Source organism: Paenibacillus sp. PK3_47, from assembly GCF_023520895.1.
GTDB lineage: Bacteria > Bacillota > Bacilli > Paenibacillales > Paenibacillaceae > Paenibacillus_AQ.
This window is the reverse complement of the sequence record NZ_CP026029.1, coordinates 4,935,529-4,959,172: the sequence shown is the minus strand read 5'-3', so window position 1 is coordinate 4,959,172 and position 23,644 is coordinate 4,935,529. Positions and strand designations below refer to the sequence as shown.

Sequence of the window (23,644 nt, the reverse complement as noted above, 5' to 3'; positions counted from 1 at the left end):
TCCTTAGTTCTATTGGTGTTGGTGCCCTTCTTCTACGTCTATGCCTTTGCGCAGCGCGTTCCATGCCAGGGTGGCACATTTGATCCGCGCCGGAAATTTATTTACACCGGAAAGGGCTTCAATGTCTTCATATTCTTCAAAATCAACAGTTTCACCCTTCATCAGGGAAGAGAACCGGTCAGCCAGCTCAAGCGCATGATCCACAGTCTGTCCCTTGACAGCCTCCGTCATCATGGAAGCCGAGGACATGCTGATCGAACAGCCCTCGCCGCTGTAGCGTGCATCCTGAACCACACCGTTCTCTACCTTCAGCTGCAGCGTAATTCTGTCGCCGCAGGTCGGGTTATTGAGTTCGATCTTTAGTGCGTCATCCTCAAATGAACCACGGTTCCGGGGATTTTTATAATGATCCATAATTACGCGTCTATACAAGTCATCCAAGTTCATAGGCGAAATACTCCTTTGCCTTGATTAAAGCGTCTACCAGCGCATCAACATCCTGCTCGTTGTTGTACAGATAGAAGCTGGCACGGGCGGTGGAGCTGACCTCCAGCCAGCGCATCAGCGGCTGGCAGCAGTGGTGTCCGGCACGGACGGCAATGCCTTCCGCATCAAGCACCGTAGCCACATCATGCGGGTGAACATCGCCCAGATTAAATGTAACTACTCCCACCTGGCGGTTCCGGGGACCGTAAATGGTCAGCCCGTTCACCTCAGAGAGCCGTTCTTCCGCATAAGCGGCCAGCTTCATCTCATGCTGGTGAATGTTATCCATTCCGACTTCCGTAAGGAAATCAATTGCCGCTCCAAGCCCAACGGCACCGGCAATGATCGGTGTCCCGCCTTCGAACTTCCAGGGCAATTCTTTCCATGTGGAGTCGTACAGACCGACATCATCAATCATTTCTCCCCCGAATTCGTAAGGCTCCATTGCTTCAAGCAGAGCCTTCTTGCCGTACAGCACGCCGATTCCGGTCGGGGCAAGCATTTTGTGTCCGGAGAATGCGTAGAAATCACAATCCAGATCCTGCACATCCACCTTCATATGCGGAGTGCTCTGCGCCCCGTCCACTACAATAACTGCTCCATGACGGTGGGCAATGGCTGCCAGCTCTTTAACCGGATTAGTCACACCCATAACGTTGGAAACATAAGCGATAGCCACAATCTTGGTGTTGTCTGTAATTGTGTTCTCCGCATCCTCCAGCGTTACTGTACCGTCCTTTTGCAGAGGAATAAATTTCAGTGTAGCTCCTGTTCTCTTGGCCAGCTGCTGCCATGGAATGAAGTTGCTGTGATGCTCCATCTGGGTAATGACAATTTCATCGCCCTCACCTACATTCGCCGGGCCATAAGAAGAAGCAACAATGTTGAGTGCAGTTGTCGTCCCGCGGGTGTAAATAATCTCCTTGGTGCTGCGGGCGTTAATAAACTTCGCCGCTTTCTCGCGTGCACCTTCATAAGCGTCAGTAGCACGGCTGCCAAGGGTATGTACACCGCGGTGTACGTTAGCATTATCCCACTCATAGTATGCTTTGACCGCCTCGATCACCTGGCGCGGCTTCTGTGAGGTTGCCGCGCTGTCCAGGTAGACCAGCGGATGTCCGTTAATCTTTTGGTTCAGGATGGGGAACTGTTCCCGGATATTGCCGGTAATCATTGGCCTAACTTCCTTTCCACAAGAGTTTGGAGCTGATTGCGCAGTCCCTCCAGTGGAATTTGCGACACAACAGGTGCCAGGAAGCCGTATATGATCAGTTTTTCTGCATCATGCCGTGTAATTCCGCGGGACATCAGGTAATACACTTGCTCATAATTGACCTGTCCTACGGAAGCGGCATGGCCTGCTGTAACATCATCTTCATCGATAAGCAGAATCGGATTGGCGTCACCGCGCGCTTTCGGGCTCAGCATCAGCACCTTTTCGGTCTGCTGGCCGTCAGCTCTTGTGGCACCCTTCTCGATTTTGGTAATCCCGTTAATAATGGAATTCGCCGAGTCACGCATAACCGCACGGGTAATCATGTCACTTGGCGTGTGCTTGCCGAAATGCTGTGCTTGAGTCGTATAATTCAGCTTCTGTGAACCTGAACCGACAGCAATCACTTTAGCGTCCGAGTTAGAACCATTACCCTTCAGCACTGATTTCGTATCACTTGCAGTATCGCCATAGTTCATCTCGCCGACAATCCATTCAATACTTCCGTCATTCTCCAGCACAGCCCGGCGGTAGGTTACGTCCGTAGTGTCTTCACCCAGCTGGTGTACAGTAGCGTAACGCACTGCTGCACCTGCGCCCACGAATACTTCAACCGCACCGTTGTGAAGTCCGGCTTCCGTCTTGTCGGATACATAGTTGTCTACATAAGTCACCGAACTGTTCGTATCCGCAACAACCAGAATATGCGGAACAAAAGCAGCTTCTGCATCATCTGTAAGGAACACGGCCTGCAGCGGCGTCTCAATTATTACATTCTTCGGAACATAGAGGAATACCCCTCCGCTCCAAAGTGCTGCATGCAGTGCGGCAATAGAATGCTCATCAGGCTGCACAGCCTTATGCAGGTAACGCTGCACAAGATCGCCATGCTCCTTCACAGCGGTCTGCAGATCTGTAAAGATCACGCCCTGAGCGGCAAGCTCAGGAGCAAGACGGGTATATACTGCGCCCGAATTGCGCTGAATGATAAGGCTGCCTTCCTCCTGATCCTTGATCAGGGCAGCGATGGAAGCAGGCGCTTCGCTAAGTGCTGCAATAGGCTCGCTTGCTTTATAAGTTCCGTAATTATTTACATTCCAGCGTTCAATCCGAGTCTTCTCTAGTTTTGGCAGTTCCAGCCCGGCAGCAAGCTCCAGAGCCTTCAAACGGCTCTCTGTAAGCCAGCCCGGCTCACCGCTGCCCTGCGATAATTCGCTGAGACGTCCGGCGTCCACCGGAAGAATGGTTTGCGTCGTCATAAGTGGTTTCCTCCTTCCTGGCGTCTTCTTAAGCTTCTTGACCTACAGTTTCATCTTCAATGCCGAGCTCTTCCTTCACCCATTCGTAGCCTTCTGCTTCCAGACGTTCTGCAAGCTCAGGTCCGCCGGATTTCACAATACGTCCCTGCATCATAACATGGACAAAATCCGGTTTGATGTAGTTCAAAAGACGCTGGTAGTGGGTAATAACAAGGAAACCACGTTCAGGGCTGCGCATAGCGTTCACGCCCTCGGCAACAATTTTGAGTGCATCAATATCAAGGCCGGAGTCAATTTCGTCAAGAATAACGATCTTCGGATCCAGCATCATCATTTGAAGGATTTCGTTACGCTTCTTCTCACCGCCGGAGAAGCCTTCGTTCAGGTAGCGGTGCAGGAATTCCGGATTCATCTCCAGCTCCTTCATCTTTGCTTCCATCTGACGGATAAAGCGGATCAGGGAAATTTCGTTGCCTTCTTCGCGGCGGGAATTGATTGCACTGCGCAGGAAGTCGGAGTTGGTTACTCCGGCAATTTCGCTTGGATACTGCATAGCCAGGAACAGGCCTGCACGTGCGCGCTCGTCAACAGCCATCTCCAGCAGGTCTTCACCGTCCAGCACTGCAGTGCCTTCAGTTACTTCATATTTAGGATGACCCATAAGTGCCGATGCCAGTGTACTTTTACCGGTACCGTTCGGTCCCATGATCGCGTGGATTTCTCCACCCTTCATTTGAAGGTTAATTCCCTTCAGAATTTCTTTTCCTTCAATCGTCGCTTTCAGTCCCTCAATGACAAAATCTGCTGCCATAATTATTATTCCCTCCACTAATCAATTTGCGAAACCAGAAAGTTGTATTGTAACAGGATATCCCTGATGGCCTGCACAATTATAATTTTTCTCAGATTGTAATAATTATAAAATAAAACATAGTGATTATCAATGATTCTCACTAATTTTATTACAAAGCATGTTTTTTTACAAATATCTATTTACAATTTTCGCGCCTGTCATCCTTGTCCAGTGTTTGCTGCACAAAGGTTACCTTCCCAGGGCAGAGAGGATGTCAGCCACCTTGCGGTTAAAGGTTTCGTCATCCAAAACCGGGCGCAGGCTGCCGGATTCCGGCGGTGCCCCCAGCTCAATCCAGGAGCGGCAGCCGGAGTATTCCGGCAGTATCTCCACAGATACCGGGGATTCCGGAACATATACGCGCAGCAAAAGTACATGCAGCGGTTCCTTGGCCTTCCAGCGCAGTCTTTCGGCAGCCAGCCCTTCACTCCAGATATGATAAGGATAGAGCAGCTCCAGCTGTTCCAGGTCATGAATCTCCAGATCATGTACTGCCTCTGCGTAAGCCGTAAGACCGATCTCAGCGGCGTTTGCATCCATCTCCCCGAGCGTATCGCCCACAAGATGACGGTACTGCTCCTTCAGCAGCTCCGGACGCTGGTGCTCATACGTAGGATACAGATAAAACGAGTGGCTTTTCAGCTCAAAACGCTTCGTTTCTTCCGCTATTCCCCCTTTGCGCATAAGCATAATCTGCCGGCCCTCTTTCAGCGCCCGTATAGCTGACGCCCATTCTTTCAGTGCTACAGGGTTAGCGTTCAAGGTTACCCACTCCCTTCATTAATAAACATGCATTCACACCTAAGAATTATATCGCCTGCTGCAAAAGTCTACAAATCAGGCCAAATCTCTGTCCTGCATGAGCAGCTCCCGCTCAAAAAAATAAAGCCTCCGCTCGGGAGGCTCTATTTATTATTATGAACAGGTCCGGGTGTGCAATGAATAGCTTAGCCGAGGAACGCACGCAGCATCCATTGATGTTTCTCGAGATCTGCACGGATTCCTGTGAGCAGGTCGGCGGTCGGCTGATCGCTGGCTTCTTCAGCAAGCTCGATGCCTTCTGTCAGCTCTTCAGATACGGTGGCAAAGTCCTCAATCAGAGTCTGAACCATGCCGCGTGTATCCTCTTTGCCTGTTGCTTCCTGGATTGTGGAAATCTCCAGATATTCCTTCATGGTTGCAGCCGGGCTGCCTTTGATCGCCAGCAGGCGTTCAGCGACTTCGTCCATCTTCAGTGTAATGTCATCGTACAGCTCTTCAAACTTCACATGCAGGGCGAAGAACTGTTCGCCTTTTACGTACCAGTGATAGTTGTGAATTTTGACGTACAATACATTAAAGTTAGCGACCTCGCGGTTAAGTAGTTGTTCCAAAGATGCAGTATCTACCTTGTTAGTTGCTTTAGCCATTGGTTGATCCCTTCCTTATCCATAGATTAGCCGGCAGTTGATCCATTGCCCGGCTGTGCAATTGTCTATATTGAATTTACCCTTTTGCTTGTATGACGAAACAAAAAGGAGTTCGCCGGGCAGCCATAATATCGCCTTGATGAAAAGCATGTCCTCTTCCGTAGGATGACCAAGATTCCTTACCTTATGCCCCGGATCTGCAACGCCAAAAAGGGACCTTGCGGTCCCTTCATCTGACGTATATAGCCAAAACACAATTAAAGCATGAGAAGCAGTGCATCCGCACCGGTCATGCCGGGAACAATGCCCATTTTCTCCGCCTCAGTCGTAACAGATTCGAGCGGTGCTGCAAGCAGTTGCGGCAGTGTACGCACACCTACAGCCCTGGCGGCAATAATCTGGCGGTCACTAAGCTTTTCGTTGAGCAGGCCTACATCAAGTGCCCCGCACATAATATAACCCCGGCTTGTGCTGATGGTAAGCAGCGTTGTTTTAGGAAGCTTGACCTCGACACCAACCAGCGTATGATCCCCCACTTTGACAGGCTCTATCGTAACCAATGGCAGCTCCTCCTTTATTCACAGTACACGATGTATTTGTATGCTGTCTCCTGGAGGCCCGTGTGGACAGATAACTCTATTTCCCATGGAAAGAAACGGTATATACTGCACTTTATAACCAGGAAACCGGTAGTATGATTATTGTTTATTTAATGGTATAGTTTATATACTTTAAGAAATGTGTTTATGGAAAAGCTGGGGGATTAATGGACAAAAAACTACAACACACGGACGGCAACTATTTGTTTAACGTCGACATCCTGATTAATGCCCGTACCAACCCGCTTGCACTGCAATATTTACTGGAAATATTGAATAACAGCGACAAAATTGCGGATTTCAACATTAAATCAGGTCTTGAGCTGGGCAGAACCATCGACACGCTGCTCCGTTCCGCCAAGCTGGCCCTGAATCAGGAATCTGCACCGCCCGCTTCATTTACAGTACCCGCCAAGCAGGCCGGGAAGCAGCCGGATCAGCAGCCGCCCCGGGACAGCGCTCCGGATATCTTTGGCAGGATCAGGCAATATATTCAGAACAACCAGCTGGTCCGCCTCAGAACGAACCGTCCGGGCAAGCAGGTATCCATGCCCTGCCGGATTTTGAATTTTGATGAAGCAGCCAACTCGATCAGTGTCTATCATGTAGACGAGAAGCAGGTGTACACGTTTAAGCTTAATGAAATTGACGAATTTATGTAGAATCAGGTACTGAGGCATACAAAAAAGCACCTCCTTGGAATGTTTCCACAGGCAGGTGCTTTTTTGTTATTATCCGGGATATCCGGTCTGATCTCACGGTTTCCGCGAAAAGGCTTCCACTGCCAGGCAAATCCATCCGGCAATAAAGGCCACACCGCCCAACGGGGTAATGGCGCCGAGAACTTTGATTCCGCTGATGCTTAATACATACAGACTGCCGGAGAAAAGAATGATCCCCAGTATAATCAGATTGCCCGCCCAGCGCAGGCGTCTGCTCTCTCCCCACTGGCCCGCAACCAGCGCGATGATCATCAGGCCAAGCGCATGCACCATATGGTATTGCACTCCCGTCTCATATACCTGCATATAATGTTCGCTGAGGACAGACTCCAGCATATGCGCTCCAAATGCGCCTATCCCGACTGACAGCATCGCCAGTACAGCTCCCCAGACCATAAATCTACGCTGCATGGATCGTTACACTCCTTATGAATGGACTTCCCCTATCTTAACCTATCGGCATGATTAATTTCCACAGGGACTGCTGTATTTACGGCTTTAGGCTTGCTTTTGCATCATTATTATGGAAAAGTGGTTATTATAAGTAATCTCATTCACAAGGAGTGCACCCTATGGACTATATTCCTCCGTCAAAACAAGACCCGCCTGATGATCCGCGCTTCAAGAATGAAATGGAGCCGGGAGCGCCGGTATATGGAGAAGAGATGTATCCCTACCAGGAGAACAAACGGGATTTCAAGCATTCCGGACCCGGCATTGCCTCATTCATCATCGCGCTTGTAACACTTATCGGTTACGCTGTTTCTTTTGTATTCGTAGGCTTCCATGCCGCAAATGTTCTGGACGTGAACAACGATGTGCTTGTCGAATCGGCCGAGACTATTATGTATCTGGGGTTGTCCGTACTGATTCTCGCCGCCCTTAATGTCATCGGGGCTGTTACCGGTATTATCGGAATGACGCTGCGCAGACGCAAGAAGGTCTTTGCGATAATCGGCACGATTATTAACGGTTTGTTCCTCCTGCTCTTTATGCTGATGATTGCCACTGTGCTGGTGAATGCAGCTTAAGAGGCAGCAGCTGTACAACGGCACAAGTAAAGGCGCCCCGACGACATTATTGTCGATCCTGGGCGCCTTCTTAATTAGCAGCAGTTAACGGTTGACCATGGAATCGAGCATTGCATAGACATGCGGCCAAAAGCCCTCCGAAGCCTCTCTCTGCGGAATGTTCAGCTTCACAATGTAGCCTTGACCGTCAACCTCCTTAACAATATACTCACGCGTCATTCCCTGCCCCATTGCGGTCAAAAACAGCCTTGAGCCGGATAAACGGACGTCTTGCTCTTCCTGGCTGAGCGCTGTAACTTCACCTGTAGCCGCCAGCTCCTGCCGCCCCTCTTCTTCCAAAGCATCAAGGTTAAAGTCGGACGGCAGTTTGGTGATCTCGGCATAATAATCGGGGTCTGCATTCACCGACAACTTGTTCTCCGATGCGTCAAACGTGAAAAAATCAAACATATAAAGGGCATAGCCCTCTCCCTGTACAAGAGCAGCGGTTTTCTCTTCCTCCATGCCCTCAAGGGTAAGCTTAATGTTCTTGGTTGCCGGCAAGCTGTCATTGACGGGTGCTGCACCGGCGGCATTGTCCTCCTTGGCGAGCTTGGAGAGCACGCGCTGGAATACCAAAGGATCACCTTCCACAGCTTTTTCCACATATTCAAAAACTACAGGATCGTCCATCTCCAATCCTTCAAGCACACTATCAGATACAGTTCCAAGCTCAAAAGCTGTCGGCCCTTCTTCAGTCGTTATTTCAATGGAATGGTTATCGATTTGTCCGACATAGGTTCCGCTACCGCTGATTACCTGGGCTTCTTCAGCAGCCGCAGGACTTGGTGACGGCGGGGACATGCTCTCCACCGGAGACGGCGCCACGGTAGCCGAAGGCTCCCCGGGTGCATCTGCGGGAGTACTGCCGCCACAGGCGGTTAAGGTCAGCATTAACACTGCAACTGCAGCAACAGCGGGTAATGAACGGTTGTGTCTCATGTTGACTGCCTCCTCATCTTGCGCGTAGATTTAGATCTTCGCTTGCTTACCCTTATTAACGTTTAACCCGATGTAATGGTTGCATAAACTTGGGCGGCAGGCATGCCGGCAAGGCTGGAAGTCAGTACAATTCTCCAAAATATACGTTATCCGGCAGTATAAGCAGCAACACCGTTAACCACCGTCATTCTTACATTTACCTTCAGCAGTTCCTCCGCATCCATACAGATGTCGCGGTCAATTACCGTGAAATCCGCCCGCTGGCCGGGCGCGATCCTTCCCCGCTCCTGCTCCTCGCCTGCTGCCAGGGCGCTGCCTGTCGTGAACAGCCCCAGAGCTTCCCGGATGTCCAGCTTCTCTTCCGGCAGATAGCCCCCATGACTTTCCCCCGGCTTGCGGCGGGTCACTGCGGCATGAAGCCCGAGGAACGGACTGATCGGCTCAATCGGCGCATCGCTGCCTCCTGCACATATAATCCCGGCATCCAGCAGCTTCTTCCAGGCATACAGATGTCCGGTTCTTGCCGGGCCTACCCGTTCCAGAACCCACGGGAAATCACTGGCAACGAACCGCGGCTGAATATCAGCGATCAGCCGCATTCGGCTCATCTGCTGCACCCGTTCGGCATTCAGCACCTGGGCATGAATGAAGCGGTCCGGCAGTGCAGCGTTCATCGGCAGCCGGCTGTGCTCCATAGCAGCAAGTGTCATCCGGGCTGCGGCGTCCCCGATCGCATGCACGGCCACCGGAAAGCCCTGCCGGCGGGCGGCGGCGACGATTTCATTAAGCCCCTCCTGCGGGTGGATAGCAATGCCGCAGGTATCCGGAGCATCGCTGTAGGGCTGCTCCAGCAGTGCTGTCCGCCCGCCGATGGCGCCATCGGCGAACAGCTTGACGGCACCGATCCGCAGCCACTCATCCCCGTACCCGGCCTTCAGGCCCAGTGCTTCCATTTCCTGAAGGTAACTGTAATACATGAGCTGGTGAGTGCGGAAGAAGAGCCCTTCTTCCCGCAGCTCACGGTGAATCCGCAGCATGGTCTCCACACTGTCCAGTAACCTTAGATCCTCGGTGTGGACAGCCGTCAGCCCCAGTGAGAGGGCATCGGTTATTCCGCGGCGGACCGCCTCTTTCTTGGCCGCATAGCCGGGGGCAGGCTGCACAGCATTGAACGGCTGCGCAGCATCCTCATAAATCCAGCCGTTCAGCCTGCCTCCGGTATCCCGCCCGTAAGCTCCGGATGCGAAATCAGGAGTCAGCTCGCTGACTCCTGCCCGCCTGAAGGCCTCGCTGTTTCCCAAAAAGGCATGGAAACAGGTCCGCGTCAGAAAGACAGGATGGCGGTCTGTCACCTCATCCAGCTCGGAGATATGCGGGGCTGTCATATCCCTGAACTCATTCTCATTCCAGTTCAGGCCGAGAATCCATTCTCCCGGAGGCGTCACCTCCGCACGCTTCCTGATGGCCCCCAGCATCTCTTCCCTGGAGGTCATGCCGGTGAAATCCAGCATGTCCAGCTTCATCCCGTGCATGCCCAGATGCACATGCGCATCTGTCAAGCCGGGCAGCACATAAGCTCCGTCCCAGTCCACTGTGCTGTAGCTTGTGCCGCTTAGCTGCAGGGCCAGCTCACTGCTCTCCCCAACGGCAGCAATTACCCCGTTTTCAACATATACAGCGTCAGCAGCTTGATGGCTGTGAAACGGCAGAATGCCATTTTTAAATAATGTGGCGCTCATGGAATTACACTCCTTTTTATCAGATGAAAAATATGAAACCCGTTTGCCTGCAAGACGTTTCTCACAGCCGTAGGCAGCAGCCGTAAGCGCTGAACAGCCGGATTAATACAATGGTTAAGAACCTTATATATGCCCTGAAGGAGTGGTTTCCTTGAGAATCGATATCGGCTGCGGTTCAGGCAAAGAGACAGGTTATCTGGGAATCGGCCGCATGCCAGCCCCCGGCGTGGATCTTGTCTGTGATATCAATGAAGGCATTCCGCTGCCGGACAATTCCGCTGAATTCGTGATGGCCAGCCGTGTACTGCCTTATGTGGACAATTTGTTTGCAGTCATGAACGAAATTTACCGGATCAGTACCCATAAAGCTGTTGTCTGCATTCTGGCTCCCTATGCCCACAGCTTTCCCCACATCTCCAATCCGTTGTTCAAGCAGAAATTTGACGAATATACTCCGCGTTACTTTACCGGTGAATTTTACCAGCCTTCCTGCAGTACACCTTCTCCGCCTGTCCCCGATTATCCTGTCCCCGTTCCGCCCTTTGATTTCCGGCTCCTGCGGATGGAGCTGTTCTACCAGTATCCATTTAATGACTCGCTGTATGAGACGGAAGAGCTGGAGATTCTCAAAATGCTGCAGTCTAATGTGGTTCATGAGATTATGTATCATTTTGCTGTAATCAAGCAGGAGATCAGCCTTGAGGAACTGGAGGCGATGAGCCGGTACCGCTATCCTGAACCGCGAGTCCTGCTGGAGCGCAGGCTGCGCGCAGGGACCAGACCAAATTCCGGCAGGTGAATTTTTTAGCAGCTCCGGCAGAGGACATACAATATTGTCCAGAGCCCGTCATAGGCTAATATATCACAATAAAGACTGCATATCGTCCTCAGCCGGGGCGGTTTGCTTTTTTTCGTCCCGGTATATTTCCAGTCAAGCTTCATAGAAGGAGGTGATTAATCATTCCTCTAGTTGTTCGGGCCACAATCAATGCAACTGGTGCGATTACTTTCACCGGGAATACCCTTGGTTTAAGCCGCTCGGATACGGCCGGAGTTCCCGGGACCCAGGACAGTATCGGCGCGTTCAGCACAGTCAATACTTCTTCTGTATTCGGAACTTATCCCGCAGGAACTACGAACCAGTACCAGAGCAACAGTTCAGCGGCCATATTGACGCTTCCTGCCGGGAGTACGGTTCTGTATGCCGAACTGATCTGGGGCGGCTCCTATGTTAACGGCAACGTCAATCTCAGTTCAGCCATCAACAATCCCGTCTCCTTTACTACACCTGCCGGCACAGTCAGCGTCACACCGGACCCGGCTACCGCCAACTCGGTGGATCTGGGCAGCGGTGCGCTGGCCTATGTCCGTTCAGCCAACGTGACGAACGCGGTGAAAGCGGCCGGAGCCGGAACTTATATTACAGCCGGTGTGGTAGGCACTATCGTGATCAACGGTGATCCTACGGCCAATCATGCCGGCTGGACCCTTGGCGTCATCTACCAGAATACATCCCTTCCCTTCCGCAATATGTCCCTTCGTGCAGGAGCCGTGCTGGTACAGTCTACTTCAGCACCGGTCCTTACCACGATTACGGGCTTCGCCACACCGGTCACCGGTGCGCTGGGCGGACGTATATTGTTCAGTGCACAGGAAGGAGATGCCAACCGTTCAGGCGACCAGGCGCTTTTCGGTCCCACTTCAGCAACCCAGGTCGCATTATCCGGACCCAATAACTTTGCGAACAACTTTTTTGCTTCACAGATCAATAATGACGCCGGCACACTGAACACTACCGGTACCTTCGGCAGCCGCAACCAGACCAACGGCAGCCCGGGTTCCAACATCACCGGCGGCCGGCAGGGCTGGGACATCACCAATGTCGATGTATCGGCCAGACTGGTGAACAACCAATCGTCGGCACTGCTGACCCTGACCACCTCGGGAGATGCTTATGTTGTCAATGCCAATGCACTCCAGATCAATATTAACGCACCGGTAATCAGTCTCACCAAAGCCTCCAATGTTACCAGCCCCATTGTCGGTGACACGATTACTTATACGGTAACGGTCAACAATACAGGTACTGCCAGCGCAGCCAGCGTCGTATTGTCGGATACTCTTCCTTCCGGCCTGACCTTTGTAGCCGGCAGCGTGGTTGTTGCGGGCGTACTACGGCCTACCTACGATATTACCGCAGGTATACCCTTGGGATCCTTGGCCCTGAATTCCTCTGTGACGATTACATATCAGGCCAGAGTGACCTCTCTGCCTAATCCGCAGACGATAGCCAATACAGCAAATGCCGCCTTTACCTTCCAGAGTGTCGCCGGAGGTCCCATTGTGTCCGGAGTCATTCCGTCGAACACCAACACGCTTCCGGTATATTCACCTGTGCTGGGCATGGTCAAAAGCGCCAGCACTGCCAATGCAACAGTCGGCGATACGATCACTTACTCAGTGCAGATCAGTAACACGGGAAATATTGGCGCAGCTACAACTTTTACTGACAACATTCCGGCCGGAAGCACCTATATTCCCGGCAGCTTTGCCGTGAACGGAACGCCGGTTGCAGGCAATCCGGCTGCAGGTATTCCCATCGGGACGGTTGCTGCAGGAGGGACCGCCAACGTTACGTTTCAGGTCGTAGTTAACAGTCTTCCTTCACCTCCGCAGCTGACCGACCAGGCAACAGCAGCTTACACATTCCTGGTCCCTGACGGGCGCACAGTCCCGGGATCGGCAGCTTCCAATACGCTGACCATACCGGTCACCCTGCCGAGCGTCGCTGTCGTCAAAAGCGCAAGCTTTCCCGATGCCTCGGTGGGCGATGTGTTGACCTACACCTCGGTTATCAGCAATAACGGGATAGCTCCGGTAACCAATGTTGTCCTGTCCGATCCGATTCCGCAGGGCAGCAGCTTTGTGCCGGGAAGCGTGACAGTTGCCGGCTCACCGCGTCCGGCTGCGGATCCGGCGACAGGTATCACTATAGGCACGATAGCAGCCGGCACCAGTGTGACCGTCACGTTCCAGGTGAATGTAACCAGTGTCCCAGCATCCGCACAACTTTCCAACCGTTCCTCGGCTTCTTACAGCTCCGGGACATTCACTGCGATTACACAATCCAATACTACAACAACACCTGTATACCAGCCGGTCATCAGTATCGTCAAAAGCGCCGGTACAGCCAGTGCCACCGTAGGCGGGAACGTCCTCTACACGCTTCAGGTCCAGAACACAGGGAATTTGGCCGCAGCCGTAACAGTTACGGATACGATTCCGGCAGGCTCTGCTTTTGTTCCGGGCAGCGTTACAGTTAACGGCGCAGTCCGTCCTGCAGATTCACCGCTCACCGGTATTGCGCTCGGACCGGTTGCCCCGGGCGGCAGTGTAACGGTAACCTTCCTGACATCTGTACAATCGCTGCCTTCTCCGCCTGTATTAACCGACCAGGGAAGCAGCAGCTACACTTATCAGCTGCCCAGCGGGCGGTCTTTGGCCGGATCCAGTGTGTCCAATATTGTGACGATCCCGGTATCCGCACCTAACCTGACTCTTCTAAAATCCGCTAATCTCTCATCCGCTGCAGTCGGTGAGTATATTACTTACACTGTTGCAGTCTCAAATCCGAGCGGGGTGCCGATTAACAACATCGTCCTGTCCGATCCCGTCCCCGCCGGAGGTACATTCGTCTCCGGGACGGTCACCGTAAACGGGACGGCTCAGCCGTCAGCCAATCCTAACGCGGGAATTGCCCTCGGCACGCTCGCAGCAGGGGGAACAGCCACTGTAACCTTTCAGGTAAATGCCGCGTTTCTGCCTGAACCTGCCCGGCTGGATAACAGGGCCGGCGCATCTTTTACAGCAGGGTTATTCAGCGGAACGGCCTTGTCGAATACGGTGGTCACAACTATTTTTATACCTGTTATAGGCATGATAAAAAGTGCAAATACCGTGCAGGCCTCGGTAGGCAGCTCCTTATCCTTCTCGCTGCTTATCAGCAATACCGGCAATATTGCAGCTACGCTCAATGTCACAGACATCCTTCCGCCTGAGGCTGTTTTTGAACCGAACAGTGTGATTGTCGGCGGCGTACCGCTGCCGGGATATGATCCCGTGACCGGTATCCCTGTCGGCCCTCTCTCCCCCGGCGGAAGTGTTACCGTCAGCTTCCTGGTTACCGTTACAGCGCTTCCTCCAGGCCAGCAGCTGTTCAATTCTGCAGCCGCGGCCTTCAGCTTCACCCTGCCGGACGGAAGGCAGCTGGGCGGCAATACTGTGTCCAATACGTTATCCGTCCCAGTCTCTGCACCGAATGTCAGTGTTGTCAAAAGTGTAAACGCCATTGATGCCGTAACAGGTGATATTTTGACGTTCACTTCTGTGCTGACCAATAATTCCATTGCCTCTGTCAGCAATATCATTCTCAGCGATCCTCTGCCTGAGAATGCGGCTTTTATTCCCGGAACCGTAATTGTGGGCGGCGTCTCCCAGCCGCTATCAGTTCCGTCCGCCGGCATTCCAATCGGCAGCCTGGCCCCAGGGGCATCAGTTGCCGTAACATTCGAGGTGAGGATAACAATGCCGATTCCTTCACAGATCAACAACCAGTCAACAGTCAGTTTTACCTCCGGTGTCTTCTCAGGCTCTTCTTCATCCAATGTCACCACGACACCGGTGACACAGCCGCAGATTACACTGGCCAAAAGCGCAAGCGATCTGAACGCCAGTGTCGGCGACAATATTGTCTATACTGTCGTTGTCAGCAACACCGGGAACCTTGCCGCGAACGTTACCCTTACAGATAACATTCCGGCAGGCACCACCTTTGATCCCAACAGTGTCATTGTCGGCGGATTCCCCCAGCCCGGCTCAGCTCCCGATACCGGGATTGCGGTCGGCACCGTCGCTCCCGGTACAAGCGTAACCGTCAGCTTCTCTGTCTTTATTGTCTCTCTGCCTTCACCGCAGCAGCTCGTCAATCAGGCAGCTTCCACCTTCACCTTCACTCCGCCTGACGGACGCCTGCTTACCGGCTCTGCAGTGTCCAACACGGTAACGGTCTCGGTCTCCGCCCCCAATCTTAACGTTGTCAAGAGCACAACGTCTACTGCAGTTGCCATAGGGGACACCATTGTCTACTCCGTGAGCATTACCAATACCGGAATTGACCCGGTGAATAATGTACTGCTGAGTGATCCTACACCGGACGGGTCCGCATTTGTTCCGGGAAGCGTGTCCGTTAACGGGGTGCCGTTCCCGAATGCCAACCCGGCGAACGGAGTCAGCATCGGGACACTTGCACCGGGAGCCACGGCAGTAGTCTCCTACACCGTAACCGTTACTTCTGTACCGGCGGATACCTCTATTGATAATCAGGCTAACGTAACGTATACTTCGGGCGTTTTTTCCGGCTCCGCATTTTCCAATCCGGTTGCCGTTCCCGTCTTCCAGCCGAACATTGCCGTCACCAAAAGTGCAAGTACCACGAATGCTACGGTCGGCGACACTGTTACTTATACCCTGAGCATTACTAACACCGGTAACTATACTGCTGCTCTGACAGTAACGGATAACATCCCTGCCGGCACTACTTTTGTACCGAACAGTGTGCTGGTTAATGGACTCCCGCTGCCTCAGGCTGATCCTTCCACAGGTATTGCTGCAGGTCCTATACCTCCGGGCGGTACCGTTCAGGTTGTCTTCTCTGTGGTGATTACTTCTCTGCCGAATCCGCAGCTTCTGGTCAACCAGGGCACTGCTGCCTTCAGCTTCACCTTGCCGGACGGGCGGACACTGGGCGGCTCAGCACTCTCCAACACAGTCACCATCCCTGTCTCCAATCCCAATCTCGGTGTGGTCAAAACAACTGCAACAACATCGACCACCGTCGGCGATACCATTACTTATTCTGTCAACTTGACGAATAACGGGATTGCCACAGTCAATAACGTAGTATTTACAGATGCACTGCCTGCCGGTACGGCATTCGTGCCCGGAAGTGTAACGGTAGACGGTGTTCCGCGCCCTGCGGCTTCTCCTTCTACCGGAGTAAACCTCGGCAGCATTGCTCCGGGAGTATTAGTAAACGTATCCTTCAATGTAACAGTAACGTCTCTGCCTGCGTCCGGAGTGCTCAACAATCAGTCTTCAGTCAGCTTTACTTCCGGAGCGCTGTCTAACAGTGCTTTCTCCAATATCGTGACAACTCCGGTCTTCCAGCCTGTTGTGGCCGCAGCCAAATCTTCCAGCACGGTTAACGCCACGGTCGGCGATACGGTTACCTATACGGTAACGGTGGGCAATACGGGCAATTACCCGGCTACCGCTACGTTTACGGATACGATCCCGGCCGGAACAACTCTGGTGCCGAACAGTGTGCTGATTAACGGCTTTCCTTCCCCGGGCAGCGATCCGGCTACCGGTGTGCCGCTCGGAACAATTGCCGCCGGTGCAAGCCTGACCGTCACATTCTCCGTGGTGATCAACACACTGCCGCCAAGCCAGCAGCTGACCAACCAGGCTGCAATTTCGCTGGCCTATGTTCTGCCTGACGGCCGTACCTTCAATAACTCTGTGTTGTCCAACATTAATCAGATTCCGGTATCATCCCCTAATGTTTCGGTAGTGAAGAGCACTGCAGTCATTGATGCTGTCGTGGGCGATACCGTCACCTACAGCGTCCTTGTCACCAACAGCGGTATAGCCACGATTAATAATGTCGTCCTCAGTGATCCGATACCTGCCGGGGCTTCCTTTGTTGCCGGAAGCGTGGTTGTAGACGGAACACCGCTGCCGGGAGGAAATCCTGCCAACGGAATATCACTGGGATCCCTGGCACCGGGAGAGGATGTGCTTGTCACCTTTAACACCCTGGTGAATGCACTGCCTGCTCCGCCAAACCTCAGCAACCAGGCGTCCGTCAGCTTTACATCCGGCGCATTCTCCGGCGCTTCTTACTCCAACACGCTGGTTATCCCTGTATTCCAGCCTATTATTAATGTAGTGAAGAGCGCGGATACAGCCAATGCAACTGTAGGCGACACAGTCACGTACTTCCTGAACATTAACAACACCGGCAATCTGCCTGCCAATGTAACCGTTACGGACGCAATTCCTCCTGGCGCAGTGTTTGTTCCGAACAGCGTGCTGGTTAACGGGGTTCCGCAGCCAGGAGCCGATCCGGCAACGGGCATCAGCGTGGGTACAGTCGCACCGGGTGCTACAGTCACCGTCGCGGTCTCGCTGCAGGTCACTGTAGCCACACTGCCTCCGTCACAGCAGCTCATTAACCAGGCGGGCGCAACCTTTACCTTTACACCGCCGGATGGACGGCTGCTCTCCGGTTCTTCCTTGTCCAACACGCTCGTAATTCCTGTGTCATCTCCTGATGTGACAGCTGTCAAAAGCACACCGGTCATCGATGCCGTTGTTGGAGATATCATTACCTACACCATCGTGGTCACCAACAACGGAATCGCTCCGGTCAGCAATGTCGTGCTGGTTGACCCGATTCCGGCCGGCAGCCAGTTCGTTACAGGCAGCGTAACCGTAGACGGCATTACACGCGCAGGCGCCAATCCCGGATCAGGGGTGATCATCGGCACCATCGCTCCGGGAGATTCCGTTACTGTAACCTTCCAGGTACAGGTAATTGAAGTATGACCCGGGGACAGCGCCCTGACACTGTTGTAACCAATCAGTCCATGGTACTGTTCAGTTCGGCAGCCGGTGTAGACAGAATCAGTTATTCGAATACCGTTAATACTCCGGTTCTCAGTCCGGTTCTCGCACTTCACAAAAGTGCTGACAAAACCAGCGTCTCCCTGGGGGAGACGCTGGTTTATACCCTCACCGCAACCAATAACGGGAATGTGGCCGCACAGGTCGTGGTGACAGATGCCCTTCCCCCAGGGGTCTCCTTTATAGCCAACAGCGTGCTCAGGGACGGTATTCCCCTGCCCGGAGTTACGCCCGCTGCCGGGATTCCGCTTGGAACGGTTGCGCCGCATATTACAGTGCATATTGCATTTCAGGTCATTGTTGTCTCGCTACCTTCCTCCCTCCAGCTCCGCAATACTGCTGTGGGAAGATACATCTTTACTACGCTGGAGGGGCGGGAAGTCCACGGTGAGACCCGGTCCAATCCGGTGAGCATTTCAATCCTGTCTTATCAGCTCTCTACCCTTCTGACAGCCAGTACGCCGACTACATTTGTCGGTGATGCCGTTACTTACACCCTGCTGCTGAAAAACGAAGGAACCCGGCCGCTCGCCGGGATCAATGCAAGAATTCCTGTCCCGGACGGCGCCGTTTTCATTCCCGGAAGCGTAGTGGCCGGGGGCGTGTATGATCCGGAGTCAGACCCTGAGGCCGGAATTCCGTTAGGAAACCTCGGTACAGGCTCGGCAGCTGAGATTTCTTTCCGGGTGCGGATCACGGCAGGATCTGATCCCGTCCTTATTACCCGTGCCGCCATCACCTACTATGTGGAAGAAACGGAGACTGTAGAAAGTAACACAGTATCCATAACCGTTGTTCACCCGGGAATTTCCGTCCATCTTAAGGTCAATTACTACAGCGCTGCTCCCGGGGACAGCCTGCATTACGTATTTACTGTAAAAAACAGCGGGAATTTCGCTGCCGATGCAGTACTCGTTGACGCAGTGCCGCAGGGAACCTTGTTCATTTGGGACAGTATCCGGATAGATGGAGCCGTCCAAAGAGGTGCCCGGCCGGGAGACGGCGTTCCGCTTGGCACAATAAGGGCGGGAGCTTCCGTCATTGTCAGCTTGGAGGTCTCTATACCTGCTACGTTTAACTTTCAGCAGCTGCCGGCCGTGCAGAACCACGGAAATGTCCAGTATACTTTCACCCTTCCGGACGGCCGCAGCGTACGCCAGGTGACCCGTTCCAATACGGTAACCACTCTGATTCTCTCCCCGGTCATCTCCATTGAAATGACGGGCGAACCGCCGATTGTCGAGCCGGGAGGAATCGCAAAGTTCAAAATACAGGTGGCCAACAGCGGCAATTATCCTGCAGACGTCTCTGTCATCCGCATCATTCCGCAGGGAACGTTCATTGATCCGGATATTGTGACTATCAGTGCAGAGAGCGTGCCCGGAACCTCCTACAGGGGTGCAGTGCAGCTGGGTACGGTTGATCCGGGACAGACGGTTCATCTTACTTATTTTGTCAAAATCAATCCTGGTTACCTGGGGCATTCCATAGAAGGCTATTCCACTGCACTCTACCTGTTCACTATTGACGGCCGCAGCTACAACGGGGAAGCCCGTTCCAACACCTACAGGCTGATCATTGAAGAGATTAGTGAATAAGAGATTGCGTCATATCACATATCCCCCATCCCCATGAATATACTTTAGTTACAACCTACCAAGCAGCATGCTCAGGTCCGTTCTGATTTATATTCCATGGGAGGTGGTCAGCTTGCCGCATTCACCCGGTCCATATGCATTTGTCGTGTCAAAAGAAGACTGGTCCCTGCACCGCAAAGGACATCAGGATCAGGAGCGCCATCAGCAGAAGGTCAGGGAAGCCATTAAGGATAATTTGCCCGACCTCGTTACCGAAGAGAACATTATCATGTCGGACGGCAAGCAGATTGTAAAGGTGCCGATCCGCAGCCTTGACGAATACCGGATTATTTACAACTTCCGCAAGCAGAAGCATGTCGGCCAGGGGGACGGGGACAGCCAGGTCGGCGATGTGCTCGGCCGCGATTCCCAATCTTCCCAGCCGGGCAAAGGCGACAAGGCGGGAGATCAGCCGGGACAGGATACGGTGGAAGCGGAAGTGAATATCGAGGATCTGGAGGACATCCTGTTTCAGGATCTGGAGCTGCCGCATCTGGCGCCTAAGGACAAGGAAGAAATTGAGGTCAAATCCATTGTCTTCAACGATATCCGCAAAAAAGGCATGATGTCGAACATTGACAAGAAGCGTACCCTGCTGGAAAACCTGCGGCGCAACGCCAGCAGCGGCAAGCCCGGCATTCACAGCATCAGCCCCGATGATCTGCGGTTCAAAACCTGGGATGATATTACCGTCCCCCATTCCAACGCGGTCATAATTGCGATGATGGATACTTCAGGTTCGATGGGAACTTTTGAAAAATACTGCGCCCGCAGCTTCTTCTTCTGGATGACCCGCTTTTTGCGCCGCCAGTATGAGAAGGTCGATATTGTGTTCCTGGCCCACCATACGGAAGCCAAAGAGGTCAGCGAGCATGACTTTTTCACCCGCGGCGAGAGCGGCGGCACCATCTGCTCGTCGGCCTACCAGAAAGCGCTGGAGATTATCGACAGCCGGTACCCGCCGTCCAAATACAACATTTATCCTTTCCACTTCTCGGACGGCGACAACCTTACCTCGGATAACGAGCGCTGTGTCAAGCTGATCGGCGAGCTGCTGAAGCGCAGCAATATGTTCGGCTACGGGGAAGTGAACCAGTACAACCGTAGCAGCACGCTGATGTCCGCTTACCGCCACCTGAAGCAGGAGCAGTTCATGCATTATGTGATCAAGGATAAGAAGGAAGTGTATCAGGCGCTGAAGACCTTTTTCCGCAAAAGAGATCCGGTAAAGCCTTAGGCCAGGGTGGGTATGGGCCGCTCAGCAGGAATACTTTCTGAAACTTCCAAAGGGTCCGCCCTTCACCACATAACGTCAAACGTCTGCAGCAAGTTAAAGAACCTCCATATCCGCAACAGCGGATTGGAGGTTCTTTTGTTGGGACGACTGGTTACTTGCGGCGTGGCCATTGTATCCGATTTTTCGTGTACATTGGGCTCGGTTCCCTGCGGCGTGGGCATTGTACTCGGTTTTTCGTGTACATTGTGTCCGTTTAACTGCACAGTCGCACATTATACTCGGTTTTTCGTGTACATTGAGCTCAATTCCCTGCGCAGTCGCACATTGTACTTGGTTTTTCGTGTACATTGTGTCCGTTTACCTGTACAATCGCATATTGTACTCGGTTTTTCGCATACATTGGCCCGCTAACCCAGGCAGTCGCACATTGTATTCGCTTTTTCGCATACATTGGCCCGTTAACCCAGGCAGTCGCACATTGTACTCGCTTTTTCGTGTACATTGAGCTCAATTCCCTGCGCAGTCGCACATTGTATTCGCTTTTTCGCATACATTGGCCCGCTAACCCAGGCAGTCGCACATTGTATTCGCTTTTTCGCATACATTGGCCCGTTAACCCAGGCAGTCGCACATTGTACTCGCTTTTTCGCATACATTGGCCCGTTAACCCAGGCAGTCGCACATTGTACCCGGTTTTTCGCATACGTTGGTATCTATCCAGCAAGCGGCGGGTTGGAGACATAGCGGTTAATTGTATTTCCTGCAGTTAAAAGACTGCAAATATACGCTTATGAAAGGTTAACTGTATTCTGTACAATTAAAAGTGACGTAAAGGCTGCATTTCAGCATTTCGGCGGTTTTTTAATGCAGAAACTACAATTAAAGTCCGATCCGCACAAATACAACCCCTTATAGTTGCATCAAATACATTTAGAGGGCAGCCGCCAGTCCTGCCACGGAATCCTGCATTCATCAGCGCAAAACTTTAAACTAACCAGACCAGGCTCATCTCCAAAGCGAGCAGAGAGGTTCCTGATTATTCACTTCATTATTCACTTCCAAAGGGAGCAGTAAATGTTCCTGATTATTCACTTCCAGAGGGAGCAGTAAAGATTCCAAATTAGCTAGTGCGTACTCGCCCGCTATTGCTGTACCTTCTCCCGGTCCTTCCCCTTGTCGGATTCGCCCGCGTTTTTGTTCGCCGCCTCGCGGTCGAGCTGCATTTCCTCCACAGTCTTCACCTTCAGCCTTGCTGCACCTTCATTACCGTCAAGCGTCGGTACAAGCTCACCGGAAGCCAGCCGTTCCTTGGCTTCAGCAATCGCCGCCTTATACTGCGGCAGCCACTGTTCGCCGGCCACCAGCATCTCGTCGACCATCTGCCAGATTTCCTTCGGATTACAGACGGCACCGACCAGCGGGTCCATCATAAAGGCCTGGCGCAGCAGCTTGTCATCCCCATGTACAGCCGCTTCCACGGCCAGCCGCTGCACTGAAATGCTGACGTTGCACACCGCAGCAGGCCCCAGCGGAAGCTCACCGACCAGCGGCATGGAAATGCCGTTATGGTCAGCATAACCCGGCGCTTCGATAATGGCGTCATCCGGCAGGTTGGAGATCACCCCGTTGTTCACAACATTGAAGTGTCCTCTGTATACACGGCCCGTCTCCAGCCCTTCGATGATATAAGAACCATGCTCTTCCCCGCGGTTCGCCGGTGTATATTCCAGCGCAGGGTCCTTCATCCAGTTCGGAAAATCAGTCTCGAACCAGTTCCGGCCTTCCGTGCAGACCCGGAGATAGCCTCCAGTCTCCCCGTTAATCCAGCTGCCGAGGTCAATCCAATCCATGATTTCACTGCTGCGCTTGCGGTACCAGGGCACATATTCGCTCAGGTGGCCGTTCGATTCCGTGCTGTAATAGCCGAAGCGGCGGAGCATATCAATCCGCACCTTCTCCGTCCGGCTGAACTCCGGATGACACTCAAAGGCTTCAAGCAATCCGGCAGTCAGATCCTTGCCCCTATGCTTTGCAGAGATATACCAGGTCTGATGGTTGATCCCTGCACAAATAATGTCTACCTCGGATTTCTCCAACCCGTACACTTCGGCAATCTGCTGATGCCCATGCTGCACTCCGTGGCATAGACCGATGGTCCGCACACCGCCGTATTTGTTGCAGGCCCAGGTCAGCATGGCCATCGGATTGGAGTAATTAAGCAGCAGTACATCAGGCGCTGCCATTTCACGGATATCGCGGCAAATCTCCAGCATCTCGGCAATGCCGCGCTGCCCGTACATGATCCCGCCTGCACATAAGGTATCCCCGACGCATTGATCCACACCATATTTCAGCGGAATGTCCACATCCGTGGCAAAAGCTTCAAGTCCGCCCATCCGGATTGTACAAAATACGTACTTTGCCCCGCGGAGGGCTTCTCTGCGGTCCGTGGTCGGCTTAATGGAAATCTTCAGGCCATTTTCGCTGATATCCCGCTGGCACAGCTCGGTAACCATCTGCAGGTTGTGGCTGTTAATATCCATAAAGGACACTTCAATGTCCCTGAATTCCGGTACTGTAAGCAGATCACGCAGCAGTCCGCGGGTAAATCCGATGCTGCCGGCTCCGATAAAGGTTACTTTAAAAGACATCCTGATCATCCTCCATCCATTGGCTTGGTTGTTCCTGTCCATTGTAACAAGCAGCCTGAAGGAAGCGTAACCAATATCATG

The 23,644-nt window shown here is 52.8% G+C and carries 17 protein-coding genes; 6 read left to right on the top strand and 11 right to left on the bottom strand.

All coding sequences use genetic code 11. The features are described from left to right. Positions 1-9: 9 nt before the first annotated feature. The 7 genes from sufU to C2I18_RS21480 all read right to left on the bottom strand — a co-directional run bounded on the left by sufU (position 10) and on the right by C2I18_RS21480 (position 5,780). Entirely contained in the window at positions 10-447 is a 438-nt protein-coding gene (gene sufU, locus C2I18_RS21510; protein WP_249897769.1) for a Fe-S cluster assembly sulfur transfer protein SufU, read from the bottom strand. Then, positions 434-1,660, bottom strand: a complete 1,227-nt coding sequence (locus tag C2I18_RS21505; protein ID WP_249897768.1) for a cysteine desulfurase — start codon at positions 1,658-1,660, stop codon at positions 434-436. The genes sufU and C2I18_RS21505 overlap by 14 nt, the downstream gene beginning before the upstream one ends. After that, positions 1,657-2,958 (bottom strand): Fe-S cluster assembly protein SufD, encoded by a 1,302-nt coding sequence (sufD, locus tag C2I18_RS21500; protein WP_249897767.1) that lies wholly within the window; start codon positions 2,956-2,958, stop codon positions 1,657-1,659. Before sufD ends, C2I18_RS21505 begins: the two co-directional genes overlap by 4 nt. Before the next feature lie 28 nt (positions 2,959-2,986). Beyond that, positions 2,987-3,769 carry a Fe-S cluster assembly ATPase SufC gene (sufC, locus tag C2I18_RS21495; protein WP_249897766.1) on the bottom strand — a complete coding sequence of 261 codons (783 nt, stop codon included), beginning with the start codon at positions 3,767-3,769 and terminating at the stop codon, positions 2,987-2,989. Positions 3,770-4,000: 231 nt separating this feature from the next. Beyond that, the gene (locus tag C2I18_RS21490; RefSeq protein WP_249897765.1) at positions 4,001-4,573 is read right to left on the bottom strand and encodes a DUF1802 family protein; all 573 of its coding nucleotides are present in this window, start codon (positions 4,571-4,573) and stop codon (positions 4,001-4,003) included. A gap of 185 nt (positions 4,574-4,758) precedes the next feature. Next, positions 4,759-5,220, bottom strand: a complete 462-nt coding sequence (locus C2I18_RS21485; protein WP_249897764.1) for a Dps family protein — start codon at positions 5,218-5,220, stop codon at positions 4,759-4,761. Between the two features lie 257 nt (positions 5,221-5,477). Continuing rightward, positions 5,478-5,780, bottom strand: coding sequence for a YunC family protein (locus tag C2I18_RS21480; protein WP_249897763.1), 303 nt, complete (start codon positions 5,778-5,780; stop codon positions 5,478-5,480). 206 nt (positions 5,781-5,986) lie between these two features. On the opposite strand from C2I18_RS21480, the gene C2I18_RS21475 reads away from it, so the two are divergent. Continuing rightward, entirely contained in the window at positions 5,987-6,481 is a 495-nt protein-coding gene (locus tag C2I18_RS21475; RefSeq protein ID WP_249897762.1) for a hypothetical protein, read from the top strand. A gap of 93 nt (positions 6,482-6,574) precedes the next feature. On the opposite strand, the gene C2I18_RS21470 is transcribed toward C2I18_RS21475, so the two are convergent. Then, positions 6,575-6,952, bottom strand: a complete 378-nt coding sequence (locus tag C2I18_RS21470; RefSeq protein ID WP_249897761.1) for a DUF423 domain-containing protein — start codon at positions 6,950-6,952, stop codon at positions 6,575-6,577. Between the two features lie 161 nt (positions 6,953-7,113). Here C2I18_RS21470 and C2I18_RS21465 point away from each other — a divergent pair, with 161 nt between their 5' ends. After that, the gene (locus C2I18_RS21465) at positions 7,114-7,572 is read left to right on the top strand and encodes a hypothetical protein (protein ID WP_249897760.1); all 459 of its coding nucleotides are present in this window, start codon (positions 7,114-7,116) and stop codon (positions 7,570-7,572) included. A gap of 84 nt (positions 7,573-7,656) precedes the next feature. On the opposite strand, the gene C2I18_RS21460 is transcribed toward C2I18_RS21465, so the two are convergent. Continuing rightward, the gene (locus C2I18_RS21460) at positions 7,657-8,553 is read right to left on the bottom strand and encodes a hypothetical protein (protein WP_249897759.1); all 897 of its coding nucleotides are present in this window, start codon (positions 8,551-8,553) and stop codon (positions 7,657-7,659) included. 146 nt (positions 8,554-8,699) lie between these two features. Further along, positions 8,700-10,292, bottom strand: a complete 1,593-nt coding sequence (locus C2I18_RS21455) for an amidohydrolase (protein ID WP_249897758.1) — start codon at positions 10,290-10,292, stop codon at positions 8,700-8,702. A 151-nt stretch (positions 10,293-10,443) separates the two neighbouring features. On the opposite strand from C2I18_RS21455, the gene C2I18_RS21450 reads away from it, so the two are divergent. From C2I18_RS21450 to yhbH, 4 genes are all read left to right on the top strand, one after another. Next, positions 10,444-11,091, top strand: a complete 648-nt coding sequence (locus tag C2I18_RS21450) for a methyltransferase domain-containing protein (protein ID WP_249897757.1) — start codon at positions 10,444-10,446, stop codon at positions 11,089-11,091. Positions 11,092-11,462: 371 nt separating this feature from the next. Next, positions 11,463-17,960 carry a DUF7507 domain-containing protein gene (locus C2I18_RS21445; RefSeq protein ID WP_249897756.1) on the top strand — a complete coding sequence of 2,166 codons (6,498 nt, stop codon included), beginning with the start codon at positions 11,463-11,465 and terminating at the stop codon, positions 17,958-17,960. Continuing rightward, positions 17,957-19,636, top strand: a complete 1,680-nt coding sequence (locus tag C2I18_RS21440) for a DUF11 domain-containing protein (protein ID WP_249897755.1) — start codon at positions 17,957-17,959, stop codon at positions 19,634-19,636. The genes C2I18_RS21445 and C2I18_RS21440 overlap by 4 nt, the downstream gene beginning before the upstream one ends. 67 nt (positions 19,637-19,703) lie before the next feature. Then, positions 19,704-20,912: a sporulation protein YhbH gene (gene yhbH, locus C2I18_RS21435; RefSeq protein ID WP_481857828.1), complete on the top strand. Its 1,209-nt coding sequence runs from the start codon at positions 19,704-19,706 to the stop codon at positions 20,910-20,912. 1,142 nt (positions 20,913-22,054) lie between these two features. On the opposite strand, the gene melA is transcribed toward yhbH, so the two are convergent. Next, a complete protein-coding gene (gene melA / locus C2I18_RS21430; RefSeq protein ID WP_249897753.1) occupies positions 22,055-23,563 on the bottom strand; it encodes an alpha-glucosidase/alpha-galactosidase in 1,509 nt (502 codons plus the stop codon). Positions 23,564-23,644: the final 81 nt, after the last annotated feature.

Bases quoted from the DNA above. Each gene is read 5' to 3' on its own strand.
- sufU (WP_249897769.1), bottom strand. From the start codon at position 447: ATGAACTTGGATGACTTGTATAGACGCGTAATTATGGATCATTATAAA.
- C2I18_RS21505 (WP_249897768.1), bottom strand. From the start codon at position 1,660: ATGATTACCGGCAATATCCGGGAACAGTTCCCCATCCTGAACCAAAAG.
- sufD (WP_249897767.1), bottom strand. From the start codon at position 2,958: ATGACGACGCAAACCATTCTTCCGGTGGACGCCGGACGTCTCAGCGAA.
- sufC (WP_249897766.1), bottom strand. From the start codon at position 3,769: ATGGCAGCAGATTTTGTCATTGAGGGACTGAAAGCGACGATTGAAGGA.
- C2I18_RS21485 (WP_249897764.1), bottom strand. From the start codon at position 5,220: ATGGCTAAAGCAACTAACAAGGTAGATACTGCATCTTTGGAACAACTA.
- C2I18_RS21475 (WP_249897762.1), top strand. From the start codon at position 5,987: ATGGACAAAAAACTACAACACACGGACGGCAACTATTTGTTTAACGTC.
- C2I18_RS21470 (WP_249897761.1), bottom strand. From the start codon at position 6,952: ATGCAGCGTAGATTTATGGTCTGGGGAGCTGTACTGGCGATGCTGTCA.
- C2I18_RS21465 (WP_249897760.1), top strand. From the start codon at position 7,114: ATGGACTATATTCCTCCGTCAAAACAAGACCCGCCTGATGATCCGCGC.
- C2I18_RS21460 (WP_249897759.1), bottom strand. From the start codon at position 8,553: ATGAGACACAACCGTTCATTACCCGCTGTTGCTGCAGTTGCAGTGTTA.
- C2I18_RS21455 (WP_249897758.1), bottom strand. From the start codon at position 10,292: ATGAGCGCCACATTATTTAAAAATGGCATTCTGCCGTTTCACAGCCAT.
- C2I18_RS21440 (WP_249897755.1), top strand. From the start codon at position 17,957: ATGACCCGGGGACAGCGCCCTGACACTGTTGTAACCAATCAGTCCATG.
- yhbH (WP_481857828.1), top strand. From the start codon at position 19,704: ATGCTCAGGTCCGTTCTGATTTATATTCCATGGGAGGTGGTCAGCTTG.
- melA (WP_249897753.1), bottom strand. From the start codon at position 23,563: ATGTCTTTTAAAGTAACCTTTATCGGAGCCGGCAGCATCGGATTTACC.